Source organism: Variovorax sp. 350MFTsu5.1 (genome assembly GCF_048302515.1).
In the GTDB taxonomy this organism is placed as follows: domain Bacteria; phylum Pseudomonadota; class Gammaproteobacteria; order Burkholderiales; family Burkholderiaceae_C; genus Variovorax; species Variovorax guangxiensis.
Genome location: NZ_CP157620.1, coordinates 1,372,500 through 1,386,277, shown reverse-complemented (window position 1 = coordinate 1,386,277; position 13,778 = coordinate 1,372,500). Strand labels below are relative to the sequence as shown.

The 13,778-nt window shown below is 67.2% G+C and carries 11 protein-coding genes; 2 read left to right on the top strand and 9 right to left on the bottom strand.

Going from position 1 to position 13,778, the window contains the following annotated elements:
- The first annotated feature begins 38 nt into the window (after positions 1 to 38).
- On the top strand, positions 39 to 1,511 hold the full coding sequence (gene zwf / locus ABL843_RS05995) for a glucose-6-phosphate dehydrogenase (RefSeq protein ID WP_418119296.1): 1,473 nt from the start codon (positions 39 to 41) through the stop codon (positions 1,509 to 1,511).
- A gap of 22 nt (positions 1,512 to 1,533) precedes the next feature.
- Here the strand turns inward: zwf and ygiD are convergent, their stop codons facing one another.
- From ygiD to ABL843_RS05950, 9 genes are all read right to left on the bottom strand, one after another.
- Positions 1,534 to 2,442, bottom strand: a complete 909-nt coding sequence (gene ygiD / locus ABL843_RS05990; protein WP_418119295.1) for a 4,5-DOPA dioxygenase extradiol — start codon at positions 2,440 to 2,442, stop codon at positions 1,534 to 1,536.
- A 55-nt stretch (positions 2,443 to 2,497) separates the two neighbouring features.
- The gene (locus tag ABL843_RS05985) at positions 2,498 to 4,468 is read right to left on the bottom strand and encodes a glycosyltransferase family 2 protein (RefSeq protein ID WP_418119294.1); all 1,971 of its coding nucleotides are present in this window, start codon (positions 4,466 to 4,468) and stop codon (positions 2,498 to 2,500) included.
- Positions 4,465 to 5,472: an ABC transporter ATP-binding protein gene (locus ABL843_RS05980; RefSeq protein WP_418119293.1), complete on the bottom strand. Its 1,008-nt coding sequence runs from the start codon at positions 5,470 to 5,472 to the stop codon at positions 4,465 to 4,467. Before ABL843_RS05980 ends, ABL843_RS05985 begins: the two co-directional genes overlap by 4 nt.
- Positions 5,469 to 6,539, bottom strand: a complete 1,071-nt coding sequence (locus tag ABL843_RS05975) for an ABC transporter ATP-binding protein (RefSeq protein ID WP_126025694.1) — start codon at positions 6,537 to 6,539, stop codon at positions 5,469 to 5,471. The genes ABL843_RS05980 and ABL843_RS05975 overlap by 4 nt, the downstream gene beginning before the upstream one ends.
- 133 nt (positions 6,540 to 6,672) lie before the next feature.
- Positions 6,673 to 7,584, bottom strand: coding sequence for an ABC transporter permease (locus tag ABL843_RS05970; RefSeq protein WP_126025693.1), 912 nt, complete (start codon positions 7,582 to 7,584; stop codon positions 6,673 to 6,675).
- Between the two features lie 171 nt (positions 7,585 to 7,755).
- Positions 7,756 to 9,342, bottom strand: a complete 1,587-nt coding sequence (locus tag ABL843_RS05965; RefSeq protein WP_184634999.1) for an ABC transporter substrate-binding protein — start codon at positions 9,340 to 9,342, stop codon at positions 7,756 to 7,758.
- Positions 9,343 to 9,373: 31 nt separating this feature from the next.
- On the bottom strand, positions 9,374 to 10,648 hold the full coding sequence (locus ABL843_RS05960; protein WP_418119292.1) for a M20 aminoacylase family protein: 1,275 nt from the start codon (positions 10,646 to 10,648) through the stop codon (positions 9,374 to 9,376).
- A gap of 1 nt (position 10,649) precedes the next feature.
- Positions 10,650 to 11,630 carry an ABC transporter permease gene (locus tag ABL843_RS05955; RefSeq protein ID WP_184634997.1) on the bottom strand — a complete coding sequence of 327 codons (981 nt, stop codon included), beginning with the start codon at positions 11,628 to 11,630 and terminating at the stop codon, positions 10,650 to 10,652.
- 183 nt (positions 11,631 to 11,813) lie between these two features.
- Complete coding sequence (locus ABL843_RS05950) at positions 11,814 to 13,055, bottom strand: porin (protein WP_418120440.1); 1,242 nt, start codon at positions 13,053 to 13,055, stop codon at positions 11,814 to 11,816.
- A 270-nt stretch (positions 13,056 to 13,325) separates the two neighbouring features.
- Between ABL843_RS05950 and ABL843_RS05945 the strand changes: the two genes are divergently transcribed.
- Positions 13,326 to 13,775, top strand: coding sequence for an OsmC family protein (locus ABL843_RS05945; RefSeq protein WP_369662480.1), 450 nt, complete (start codon positions 13,326 to 13,328; stop codon positions 13,773 to 13,775).
- Positions 13,776 to 13,778 lie beyond the last annotated feature (3 nt).

Below are 13,778 nucleotides of genomic sequence, written 5' to 3'. Positions count from 1 at the left end.
CCTGGCCAGGCATTCAGACAAGGAAGGAAAGTTTTCTCATGAGCTTCGATCTCGTTCTGTTCGGCGGTACTGGCGATCTCGCGTGGCGCAAGCTCATGCCCGCGCTGTTCCAGGCATTCCGCCACGGCAGCCTGCCACCCGACGGACGCATCGTCGGCGTGGCGCGGGACGACCTGTCGGACGACCAGTACCGGGAGCTGATCCAGTCGCGCTTCAGCGCCGTCGAAGGCGCCAAGCGGCCCTCGCCCGAGGAGTTCAGGAAGTTCGCCTCCATGCTGCACTACCTGCGCATGGACCTCTCCAAGCCCGACGACTACGCCCGCCTGGCCGACCTGCTCAAGCAGCGCGACGCCAAGACGGTCGTGATGTACGTGGCCACCGCCCCGGCGCTCTTCACCCAGGTGGTCGAGCAGATCGCCGCGGCCGGCCTGAACGGCCCGCGCACCCGCATCGTGCTGGAGAAGCCGCTGGGCCACGACCTGGCGTCCAACCGCGCCATCAACTCCGCCGTGGGCAAGGTGCTCGAGGAGAAGCAGGTCTTTCGCATCGACCACTACCTCGGCAAGCCCTCGGTGCAGAACCTCTTCGCCATGCGCTTCGGCAATGCGCTGTTCGAGCCCATCTGGCGCCGCGAGCACATCGCCAACATCCAGATCACCATCGCCGAAGACCTGGGCGTGGAAAAGCGCGGCGCCTTCTACGACCAGACCGGTGCCCTGCGCGACATGGTTCAGAACCACGCGCTGCAGCTGCTGTGCGCGATCGGCATGGAGCCGCCCATCAACTCGCACGCCGACGCCATCCGCGACGAGAAGCTCAAGGTGCTGCGCGCGCTCAAGCCCTGGACGCCCGAGAGCCTGGGCCTGCACGCGGTGCGCGGCCAGTACACGGCCGGCACGGCCTACGGCGAGCGCGTGCCCGGCTACCGCGACGAGCCGGGCGTGAATCCCGACAGCCGCACCGAGACCTTCGTGGCGCTGCGCACCGAAATCGCCAACTGGCGCTGGGCCGGCGTGCCCTTCTACATCCGCACCGGCAAGCGCCTGGCCTCGCGCGACGCGCGCATCGAGGTCAACTTCAGGCCTACGCCGCACGCCATCTACCGCGCACCGGCCGGCAACGTCAACAAGCTGGTGATCAACCTGCAGCCCAAGGACGGGCTGGAGCTGCACATGCTCGCGCAGGCGCAGGACAACCGCCAGCGCAGCAACGGCAACCAGGGCTCGGCCGCCCAGTTGGCGCCGGTGCAGCTCGACCTCGACTTCGACAAGCGCTTCGGCTCCGAGCGCGTGGGCGCCTACGAGCGGCTGCTGCTGGACGTGATCGACGGCCGGCTCAACCTGTTCGTGCGCAGCGACGAGCAGGAAGAGGCATGGCGCTGGGTCGAACCGCTGCTCGAGAGCTGGGAGTCGGACGGCGGCCCGCGCCCCTATGCGGCCGGTACCTGGGGCCCGAGCGCATCGAGCGCGATGATCGCGCGCGACGGCTTCTCCTGGGGCGAGGAACAGTAAGCCCTGGCCGCCCCGGGGCCGCTCAGCCGAACTGCAGGCAACGCATGCTGAGCGTGCCCGACTGGAACCCCTCGTAGGCCGTCTTCGCGCGCTCGCTGCTTCCGGCGGCGCCCAGCGCGTAGAGGAACGGGTAGTAGTGATCGGGCATCGCCACGGCGGTGGCTGCTCCTTCGAGCTTCGCGTAGTCAATCAGCGCCCGGTCGTCCCGGCCCGCGAGCGCCGACTTCACCGCATCGTCGAAAGACTGCGCCCACGGACGGCTCGCGCGCAGGCCGTCCGGCGTGCCACGGTCGGTGGCGCGCAGGTTGTGAACCACGTTGCCGCTGCCCATCACCAGCACGCCCTTGTCGCGCAACGCGGCCAGGTCGCGCCCGACCGCATAGTGGAACGCGGCCGGCTTGTCGTAGTCGATGCTGAGCTGGAACACCGGGATGTCGGCCTTGGGGTAGAGGTACTTCAGCACCGTCCACGTGCCGTGGTCCAGGCCCCACTGGTCGGTGGCGATGACCGGCGCCTGCTTCACCACCCCGACGGTCTCGCGGGCGAGCCCTGGATGACCTGGTGCGGGGTACTCGATGTCGAACAGTGCCTGGGGAAAACCACCGAAGTCGTGGATCGTCTTCGGCCGCTCCTGCACGCCGACCCCGGTGGCGCCCCGGCTGAGCCAGTGCGCCGACACGCTGAGGATCGCCGACGGCCGCGGCAGCTCCCTGCCCCACGCCGCCAGCCGGCGCGTGAAGGCGTTGTCGGTGATGGCGTTCATCGGCGAGCCGTGGCCGATGAAAATCACCGGCATGCGGCGCCCGGCCGTGCCCGCGGCCTGCACGCTGCAGGCCAGCGAAGCCAGCACCGCGGTCGCACCGAGCGCGGTGCCCATCAGGAAGCCGCGGCGGCCCGGTTCGGAGGTTGCGAGAGTCGTCGTCAGTGGCATGGCGGCACTCTGCAACAGTTCCGCGCGCGAGGCGGTGCCTTTGCGCACACTTTTTTCATGAAACCGGTGGACTCTCCGCGGGCGCGAAGGCCAGGATGCGCTCCCCCAGCGGCGCCAGGAAATCGCGCAGCAGCGGTTCGCGCATCAGTTCGTCGACATAGCCCGGCGGGAGGCGCCCGTTCGCGGCGTACACATCGAGCACGCGCAGGCATTCGCGGCGCAGCGCGGTCACGACATGGACGTCCCCATGCCGCTCGCAGGCCGACGCCATCTCCCGCAGCAGGGCCGTGGCGTCGGATGCGTCGGGCGCCCAATGCTGGCCGTAGAGGCGTGCGAGCCTGCGGGCATCGGCCGATGGGAGGCCCGGAAAGATCAGCGGCAGCAGCCGTTCACGGACGTGGAAGAGCGCGACGACGTCGGCTTCGGTCGGGGCTTCCGGCGCGATGCCCCGTTCCCGCCCCAGCACGACGTCCAGGTTGGCCAGCAGGGCACCGTCGGCGACGAGCGCAATCAGCAGGCCCATCCATGCGAAGCGGCCGAAGGTGGCATCGAAGCCCAGGCCAAGCTGCCTGATGCGGAGCAGCGAGAACATCAGGCTGCCCATCTGCAAGGGCTGCTCGCATGGCATATGCGCCAGCAGGCCAGCCAGGATATGCCCGTGCATCTCCGGCAGGCGCCGGATTCCGGCATCCCCGGAGGATTGCCAGGCCCCCATTGCGCCAACGGCCGGCGAGCCCTGAAGGAACGCGGCTTGCACCTGCAACCGGTTCGCTTCCGCGCGCACGTCGGGAGACCAGAGGGCGAGCCAGTCGCCCTCTGCCTGCGACAGGCCCCATTGCGCGGCCGCCGCCCGGCCCATCGGCTCGGGGGCCTGCAGCAGCCGAAGCCCTGCGAGGCGCGGATCGGAGTTCATCCGCTCGCGAATCACGGCCACCGTGCCGTCAGACGAAGCATCGTCGACCACGACGATGCGATGAGGAGCCAGTGTCTGTGCTGCGATCGAATCGAGCGCGTCCGCCACATGGGCCGCATCGTTGCGGGTGACCATCAGGACCGACACCCGCGAAACGTGTTCGGTCGCCGCCACCGCCCGGCGGCTCGCCAGCCGCTGTGACGTGGCAGCGAGGTAACGGCGCATCGTGCCAGCCAGGATCGTGTGCTGCGGTGGCAGGCTTTCCAGCGCCCGCGGACCAGCCCTTTCCAGCTCGCGCCGCCGCGGGGCATCGGCCACCAGCGCGCGCACCCGAACGACGAGTTCTTCCTTCGCACATCCTTCGACCGCACTCCTGAGCACGGCAGGAATCTCCGAATGCGGATACAGCTCGGACACCACCGCCTTGCGATGGCGAAGCAGGATCGACAGGCGCGGCAGCTCGGCTGTGGCCGTGCTGTCGTCCTTGCGCATGTTCAGGCCGACCTTGGCGCGCGGCAGCAGGGCATCGCGCTGCGCGGGCGTCCATGGCGTGCCGAAGGGATGGGCCACGCGCAGCCCGGCGGACTTCAGCGCTTCCAGCACCTGCAGGCGCCGGGGCGTGGTTTCGCCGAAGAAGATGACGTCGATGTCCTGCTGCGCGTCGTCCAGCACTTGGGCCTCCGGCACCAGCGGCGTCGCCAGGGGCTCGAAGCTCAGCGGCACGTAGTCGGACCTGAAGATGCCCAGCGCCCGGTGATGCGCCATGTTCTCCAGGCTGTATTCCCACACGTAGGCGCGCTCGAGCAGGCGCCGGTAGCCGGGCATGCGCTCCAGCAACTGGGGCAGCGCAGGCTCGAAGTTGACGACGATGGCGTTGGGCGGCAGTTCCTCGTCGGATGGCAGCGAAAGCCCCATCGCGAAGAAGAACAGGTTGATGTCGGCGTTGTCGACGCTCGGCACCCCCTCGACGCTGGTGGTGAAGCCGAGCCGCTCGCAGGCGAGGCGGAAGCTCTGCATGACCTCCGCGACGTTCTCGTTGCCCAGCGAGCAGAAACGCAGGTGCGGGCGATACGGAAAGTGTTCAGGCCAGCCGATCACGGCGGCCCCGCTCACAGCCGCCCTTCTTCCACCGCGTGGCAGGCCACCTGCACGCCCCCGATGCTCGAGAGCTTCGGCCGCTCCGCCGAGCAGCGCGCATTCGCATGCGGGCAGCGCGGATGAAAGGCACAGCCCGCGGGCGGGTTCAGCGGGTTCGGGACCTCGCCCTGCACCGGGGTGCGGGCGCGGCCGGTCTGCTTCATCTGCGGGATGGCGTCCAGCAGCATGCGCGTGTACGGATGGCGCGGGGTCGAGAACAGGTCCTGCTTGTCCGCCACCTCGACCAGCCGGCCCAGGTACATCACGCCCACCTGGTCGGCCACGTGGCGCACCACGGCGAGGTTGTGCGAGATGAAGAGGTAGGTCAGGCCCTGCTCGCGCTGCAGGTCCTTCATGATGTTGAGCACCTGCGCCTGCACGCTCACGTCGAGCGCGGAAGTGGGCTCGTCGCACACCAGGAACTCGGGCTGCGTGGCGAGCGCGCGCGCGATGGAGATGCGCTGGCGCTGGCCGCCCGAGAACTGGTGCGGGTACTTGCTCATGTCCAGCGGCGAGAGGCCGACAGACTTCAGCAGCTCGCCCACGCGCTCGCGCAGCGCGGCCTTGTCGCTGAGGATGTCGTGCTCGCGCAGCGGCTCGCCGATGATGTCTTCCACGATCCAGCGCGGGTTGAGGCTCGCATACGGGTCCTGGAAAATCATCTGGATGCGCCGGCGCAGCTTGCGGCCTTCGGCGGTCTTGAAGGCGGCGTGCGCGTCCTGCCCGTCGAACTTCAGGCCGCCGCGCGTGGGCGCGTAGAGGCCGACCAGCAGGCGCGCCACGGTGCTCTTGCCGCAGCCCGATTCGCCCACCAGCGCCAGCGTCTTGCCGCGCTCGATGGAAAAGCTCACGCCGTCCACCGCGTGCAGCAGCACGCGCGGCTTGCGTTCGAGCACGCGGTTGAGCCAGGGCGGCGACACGTCGAAGGTGCGCGCGAGGTCGTGGGCAACGACGAGCGGCTCGTTCACTACAGCGCTCATCGCGTCACCTCCACGATGGTCTCGGCCGCTTCGGGCGTGGCGCGCTCGCCGGCCGCCATCGCGTCGTGGTGCCTCGCGGCGATCTCGGCCTGGCCTGCATGCGGATCGGCGGCGTCGTGCAGCCAGCAGGCGGCGCGAGTGGCGCCGGCATGCATGAGCTCGGGCCGCTCCACCAGGCAGCGTGCGAAGGTGCGCGGGCAGCGCGGGTTGTAGGCGCAGCCGGCCGGGATGGCATTGAGCCGCGGCATCGCGCCGTCGATCTGGTTGAGGCGCTCGCGGTCGCTGGTCATGTCGGGAATCGAGCCCATCAGGCCCGATGTGTAGGGGTGCGCGGGCTGGTGGATGACTTCGTGCACCGGACCGATCTCGGCGATCCGCCCGGCATACATCACGGCCACGCGATCGCAGGTCTCGGCGATCACGCCCATGTCGTGCGTGATCAGCATCACCGCCGCGCCGCGTTCCTTGCAGACCTGCTTGAGCAGCTGGATGATCTGCGCCTGGATCGACACGTCGAGCGCGGTGGTCGGCTCGTCGGCCACGATGAGCTTGGGCTCGGCCGCGAGCGCAAGCGCGATCACCACGCGCTGGCGCATGCCGCCGGAGAACTGGTGCGGGAAGTGGTCGATGCGCTGCTCGGCGGCCGGGATGCCGGTGTCCTGCAGCAGGCCGATGGCCCGCTTGCGCGCCTCGGCCTCGGTCACCGGCAGGTGTGCGCGGATGGTTTCCACCAGCTGGCGGCCCACGGTATAGAGCGGGTTCAGCGAGGTCAGCGGGTCCTGGAAGATCGCGCCGATCTTTCGGCCGCGAATGGGCCGCATCGCCTCGAAGCCGAGGTTGTCGATACGCTGGCCCTCCAGCACGATCTCGCCGCCGGCCACGCGGCCCGGCGGCTCCAGCAGGCCGATGATGGCCGCGCCCGTGAGCGACTTGCCGGCGCCCGATTCGCCCACCACGCCGAGGATTTCACCGGGCGCGATGTCGAAGGAAATGCGGTCCAGCGCGCGCAGCGTGCCGCGGCGATGGGGGAATTCGACGACGAGGTCTTTGACTTGCAACAGGCTCATGGCGCTACCTTCCACCGAACTCCACGGGGTGACATATCAGGAACACCGCGGAACCGGCTTTGCCGGGCCGCAGGTGTTGCCCCCTGCAAGGGGGTTGGCGAAGCGACACGAAGTGCGCGAAGACTGGGGGTGATCATCTGAGCCTGGGGTTGAGCGCGTCGCGCAGCCAGTCGCCCAGCAGGTTCACGCTGAGCGCGATCAGCACCAGCATCAGGCCCGGAAACACCGTGATCCACCACTCGCCCGAGAACAGGTACTGGTTGCCGATGCTGATGAGCGTGCCCAGCGAGGGCGAGGTCGGCGGCACGCCCACGCCCAGGAAGGACAGCGTGGCCTCGGTGATGATCGCCGTCGCCACCTGGATGGTGGCGAGCACCGTCACCGGCCCCAGCACGTTGGGCAGCACATGGCGCAACATGATGCGCAGCGGCGCCACGCCGGTCACGCGCGCCGCCTGCACGTATTCCTTGTTGCGCTCCACCAGCGTGGAGCCGCGCACCGTGCGCGCGTATTGCACCCAGCCGGTCAGCGAGATGGAGATGATCAGCACGCCGAAGGCGAGCGACTCGTGCGCCCCCGGAAAGAGCGCGCGCCCGACGCCAGCGATCAGCAGCGCGACCAGGATCGGCGGGAACGACAGCATCACGTCGCACACGCGCATGAGGAAGGAATCGAGCCAGCCGCCGAAGAAGCCGGCTAGCAGGCCCAGCACCACGCCGACGGCCACCGACAGCACCACCGACACGAGGCCGACGATCAGCGAGATGCGCGCGCCGTAGATCACGGCCGAGAGGATGTCCCGGCCCTGGTCATCTGTGCCCAGCAGGTATTTGGAAGAGCCTTCGGCGCTCCATGCGGGCGGTAGCCGCGCGTCGCCCAGCTCGAGGGTGGCGAGGTCGAAGGGGTTGTGAGGCGAGACCCAGCCGGCGAACACCGCGCAGAACACGCAGACCAGCGCGATCAGCGCCGCGGCCATGGCCACGGGCGATGTGCGGAAGCTGTAGCCGACATCGCTGTCGAGCCAACGAGCGAGTGTCTTCTTCATCGCCGGGCCGCCCCAAGATGAAAAGCGGCCCCCTCGGGGGGCAGCGGACCTTGCGCAGCAAGGGAAGCGTGGGGGTTAATTTTCATCGTGAAGCAAAAAGGAATGGGCCCGCAAGAAGCGGGCCCATGGACAGGCCGCCTTGTCCGATCGATCAGCCGGCGGCCGGCGGCATCAGGGCTTGATGCTCATCCACTTGAAGTACATGAAGTTGTCGGCCAGCTGCACCAGCTCGACCTTCTTGCTCACGCCCCAGGCCAGCGACTGCTGGTGCAGCGGCAGGTGGCCCACGTCGTCGGCATGGATCTTGAAGGCCTCCTTGATCATCTCGTTGCGCTTGGCCTTGTCGGTTTCCGACTGGATCTTCTTGGTCAGCTCGTCGAGCTTGGGGTTGCAGTAGGCGCCCAGGTTGAACTGGCCGGTGCCCTTGTCGTCGGGGCAGGCGGTGAGCGAACTCAGCGCGTTGTGCGCGTCGTAGGTCGTCGGGGTCCAGCCCAGCATGTAGAAGCTGGTGTCGCGGCGCAGCACCTTCGGGAAGTAGGTGCCCTTGGTCTCGGCGACCAGGTTGACCTTGACGCCGATCTTCGCCAGGTTGGAGGCCACGCTCTGGCAGACCTGACCGTCGTTGACGTAGCGGTCGTTCGGGCAGTTCAGCGACACCTCGAAACCGTTGGGGTAGCCGGCTTCAGTCAGCAGCTTCTTGGCGGCATCGACGTCGTAGGGCAGGCGCTTGTCCTGTTCGGCGCTCCAGCCGTTGATGCCGGGGCCCACCAGCAGCGCGGTCGGGCGCGAGGCGCCGCGCATCACGGTGCGCTGGATGCCGGCGATGTCGATGGCCTGGTAGAAGGCCTGGCGGACGCGCTTGTCCTTGAACGGGTTCTTGCCCTTGATGTTCGAGTACTGCAGCTCGTCGCGCTTCTGGTCCATGCCCAGGAAGATGGTGCGCAGCTCGGGGCCGGTGATCACGCGTGCGTTGGGCGCGGCGTTGATGCGGGCGATGTCCTGCACCGGCACCGGCTCCATCACGTCGACTTCGCCGGAGACCAGCGCGGCCACGCGGGTGGCGGGGTTGGCGATGGGCGTGAAGACGATCTCCTGCGCGTTGCCTTCGATCTTGCCCCAGTAGGTGCCGTTGCGCGTGAACACGGTACGCACGTTCGGCTGGCGCTCGCGCACGCGGAACGGGCCGGTGCCGTTGGCCTTGAACGAAGCCGTGTTCTCGATGCCCTTGCGGCGGTCGACCGGCTTGGTGGCCTGGTTCTCCTCGCACCATTTCTTGCTCATGATCATCGTCAGCGAGATCACGTCGGGCAGGATGGGGAAGGGACCGTTGGTCTCGATCTCGACGGCGAGGTCGCCGACCTTGCGCACCGCCTTGATGTCGCTGAGCGTGGCGCGCATGTCGGAGCCGTCGCCCTGGGCGCGCGCGAAGCTGAAGACCACGTCATCGGCGGTGAACGGCGTGCCGTCGTGGAAGACAACGCCCTTGCGCAGTTCGAAGCGCCAGACGTTGGGCGAGGTCTGCTTCCAGCTGGTGGCCAGCAGCGGGGCAAGGGTCAGGTCCTTGTTGCGACCCACGAGGGTTTCATAGACGTTGGCGGTGACGCTCAGCTGCAGCGATTCGTTCAGCGAGTGCGGGTCCAGCGATAGCGCATCCCCCTGGTTCGCGATGCGGATGGTCTGCGCGCCGGCGACCATGCTGACGGCGCTCAAGGCGCACAAAACGGCGGCCGCGGCCACATTCTTCTTGATGAAACTCATGGGAACACTCCTCGGGTTGGAATCGAACAAATCACGTCGCCGCGGTGGCGGCTGCTTTCCCTGGCTGCGCGCCGCGGGTAGCGGCGAGCGGCATGCCCTGCTCGATCAGGCCGGCATGCAGCGCGGCGCCGAGCGGCAGGATCTCGTCATTGAAGTCGTAGCGGCTGTTGTGGAGGTAGGCGCCGTCGCGCACGTCCTGGCCGATGCGCAGATAGGCGCCGGCCTTCTTCTGCAGCATGAAGGAGAAGTCCTCGGCGCCCATGCTGGGCTCCATGCTGCGCTCGACATTGCGCGCGCCGACCAGCGACTCGGCCACGTCGGCGGCGAACATCGCCTCCGGCGAGGTGTTGATGGTGGCCGGGTAGATGCGCTCGTACCTGACGCTGGCGGTGGCGCCGAAGCCGGAGGCGATGGCCGCGCACAGCTCGTTCAGGCGCTGCTCGACCTGTGCCTGCACGCGCGAGCTGAAGGTGCGCACGGTGCCGACCAGCGTGGCCTCGCCGGGCACCACGCTCATCGCGCCGAGGTCGCCGGCCTGCATCGCGCAGATGCTGATGACGGCCGCGTCGATCGGGCGCACGTTGCGCGACACGATCGTTTGCGCCGCGGTGATGATGTGCGCCGCGACGATCACCGGGTCGATGGTCTGGTAGGCGTGCGCGCCGTGGCCGCCCTTGCCCTTGATCTCGATGGTGATGCGGTCGGCCGCAGCCATCATCGCGCCGCGGTTGATGCCGACGGTGCCGGCCGGCATCGCGGGCCAGTTGTGCATGGCGTAGACGGCGTCGACCGGGAAGCGGTCGAACAGGCCGTCCTCGATCATCACGCGCGCGCCGGCGAAGCCTTCCTCGCCGGGCTGGAAGATCAGCACCGCGGTGCCGTCGAAGTTGCGCGTCTCGGCGAGGTAGCGCGCGGCGCCGACCAGCATTGCGGTGTGGCCGTCGTGGCCGCAGCCGTGCATCAGGCCGTCGCAGGCGGAGCGCCAGCCGAAGTCGTTGTCCTCGCGCATCGGCAGCGCGTCCATGTCGGCGCGCAGGCCGATCATGCGGCCGCTGGCCGTCGAGCGGCCGCGGATCACGCCGACCACGCCGGTCTTGCCGATGCCCTCGTGGATCTCGTCGACGCCGCAGGCGCGTAGCGCTTCGCGCACGCGCCCGGAGGTGTAGACCTCCTCGAAACCGAGTTCGGGGTGGGCATGGAGGTCGCGGCGGAAAGCCTCGATCTCGGGGTAGAAGTTCGCGATGTGCGCGAAGGCACGGCCGGAGGCCTTCAGGCGCGGGACCATGGGCGTGGCTGCTGCGGCCATGTCAGTGTCCTCCCGCCTTGCCCACGCGCAGGCGCGGATCGACCACGAAATACAGCATGTCGACCACGAGGTTGATCACCACGAAGATCAGTGCGATGAGGCACAGGTAGGCGGCCATCACCGGGATGTCGGCGAAGGTCACGGCCTGGATGAAGAGCAGGCCCATGCCGGGCCACTGGAACACCGACTCGGTGATGATCGCGAAGGCGATGAGGCCGCCGAGCTGCAGGCCGGTGATGGTCATCACCGGCACCAGCGTGTTCTTGAGCGCATGGCCGAAATGGATGGCGCGGTTCGAAAGGCCCCGTGCGCGCGCGAACTTGATGTAGTCGGTGCGCAGCACCTCCAGCATCTCGGCGCGCACCAGCCGCATGATCAGCGTCAGCTGGAAGATCGCCAGCGTCACCGCCGGCAGCACGATGTGCTGCCAGCCATCGGCGCTGAAGAGCCCGCTGGTCCACCAGCCGAACTTCACTGTCTCGCCGCGGCCGAAGCTCGGGAACCAGCCCAGCGTGACAGCGAAGACCAGGATCAGCAGGATGCCGATGAGGAAGGTGGGCAGCGACACGCCTAGCAGCGAGACGGTCATGAACACCTGGCTCATGAAGGTGCCGCGGCGCAGCGCGGTGTACACGCCCATCGGGATGCCGATGAAGAGCGCCAGCACCGCCGCCACGAGCGCAAGCTCGAGCGTGGCCGGGAAGCGCTCGCCGATCAGGCGCGACACCTTCGCGCCCTGGCGCAGGCTCAGGCCGAACTCGCCCTGCGCCGCGTTCACGAGAAAGTGCCAGAACTGCACGAAGAAGGGTTGGTCTAGCCCCAATGCGGCGCGCAGCTCGCGGATCTGCTCGGGCTTGGCGTCCTGGCCCAGAAGGAACACGACAGGGTCGCCGACGTATTGAAAAAGAAGGAAGGCGATGAACGCGACCGCGATCATCACGATCACGGCCTGGATCAGGCGGCGCAGTACAAAGGCGATCATTCAGCAAGCAAAGTGAACGGGCATGCTAGCAGTGCAAGGTGCGTGCCCGCACGGTGGTTCCCCGGGGGTGCGCATCGTGATTTCCCCGGGGCTTCACGCCGGGGGCAGACGAAAAAAAGCCACTCGACTTGCGCCGAGTGGCTTCTGACTTTTTAACCGAAGCTGGCTTGCGCCAGCGTCAGATTAGAAAGCGTGACGGATACCGAAGTCGTAGCCGGTGGAGCTCTTCGGGGTGAAGGCGCCAGCTGCGTTGTTGTAGAAGCCAGGGCCGCCAACCGTCAGGCCAGCACCGTTCTTGTTGCTGACGCGAGCGATCGTTGCGTACAGAGCCGTGCGCTTCGACAGGTTGTGCACGTAGCCCAGAGCGATCTTGTTAGCCTTCGGATCGGCATTGTTGACCACGAACGGGTTGAACGGCTGGTTCGTGTCGTACTTGACGTGCGACCACGAAGCGCGGATCAGGCCAGCGCCGACCGGCACGGTCACGCCGAGCAGGTAGCCGGTCAGATCGATGTCGGGACGGCCGCCCAGGAGAGGCGTCACTTCGTAGTCGATCTTGTTCTTGGCCTTCGACAGTTCACCGAACAGCTTCACGGGACCGAAGTCATACGAAGCGCCCAGGTTCAGGGTGTTGACCTTGGTGGTCGTGCCAACGTAGTACTGGTCGCCAACCGTGCTGCTGCCGTAAGCCAGTGCAACGTCCAGAGGACCGTTTGCGTAGCCGAAGCGGCCGCCGATGTAACGGCCTTGGCGCTGGCTGTTTGCAACGTCAGGCGTGAAGATGCCCGAGCTGTACTTGGTCTTCTCGGCAAAGCCGTACTGGACTTGGCCATAGAAGCCACCCAGGTTCGGCGGCAGGAAGTAGCCGATCGTGTTGCTGGCGCGGACGTAGTTGCTCGAGCCGACGTTGGTGAACGGAGCGGTCGAAGCTGCGGGGGTGCCGAAGCCGCCGAACTGATCGTTAGCCGTCGAGATCAGGTTGGTACCAACGCCGTTGGTGCCGAACGGGTCGAACACGGTGTCGTTCCAGAACGTCGGGGTGTAGTCACGGCCCAGACGGATTTCACCGAAACCGCCCGACAGGCTCACGGTCGAGCGACGAGCGAACGTCGCGATACCTTGTTGGCCGTCGTCATTGGAGATCGGAGCTTCGAGCCAGAAGCTGGCTGCCAGGCCACCACCCAGGTCTTCCGTACCACGGAAGCCGATGCGGCTCGAGTTGTAACCCGAGTTAGCCAGCACGCGACGGCTGGTCTTGACCGAACCTTGGTTCAGGTAGACGGGAATGCCGAAAGCGTTGGGGAAAACGGTCGCGCGTTCGTCGCGCGCGGTGTTCGAGTAGCCGCTGATCGACGCGTCGACCACACCAAACAGCGTGACGGACGACTGAGCCGAGGCAACACCGGCAACAGCCAGGGCAGCCAGAGCAACTGCCCTTTTCGAGTGAAAGCTAGAGTGGTGACAGGGCGGACAAGGCCGTTCGGGCAAGAAAAAAGCCCCGAGCTTTGCAGCTCGGGGCTAAATCCACCAATTGGAAGGGTGGAGGAGACAACTGGGTGCGCATACGTTTGCGCAATGAAATAAAGTATATCGACTGTTTGTTGCGTTGCAACAAGCGAGTGATGCTTTTCCCACACACAAATGGATGTTGGCGTGCATTTTGCCCTGCATCCCAGACCTGGAAACCCGAAAACCATGGAATGCACAGTAAGTTGGACCGGCGATGCCGGCACGCGATCGGCCATGGGCTTCGTTGCCGAGACGGGCAGCGGCCACATCCTGATGATGGACGGCGCCCCCGATGCCGCGAAGCCCGAGAATGGCGGCCAGAACCTGGCGGCGCGGCCGATGGAGACCGTTCTGGCCGGTACCGGTGGGTGCACCGCCTATGACGTGGTGCTGATCCTGAAGCGCGGACGGCACCGTGTAGAACGCTGCAGCGTCAAGCTGACCAGCGAGCGCGCCGAGAAAGATCCCAAGGTCTTCACCAAGATCCACATGCATTTCACAGTAGCGGGCAAGGGAATCCCGGCCTCCGCCGTGGAACGCGCGATTGCCCTGAGCCACGACACCTATTGCTCCGCCAGCATCATGCTGGCGAAGACGGCCGAGATCACCACCAGTTTCGACCTGATCGAAACCTGAGCC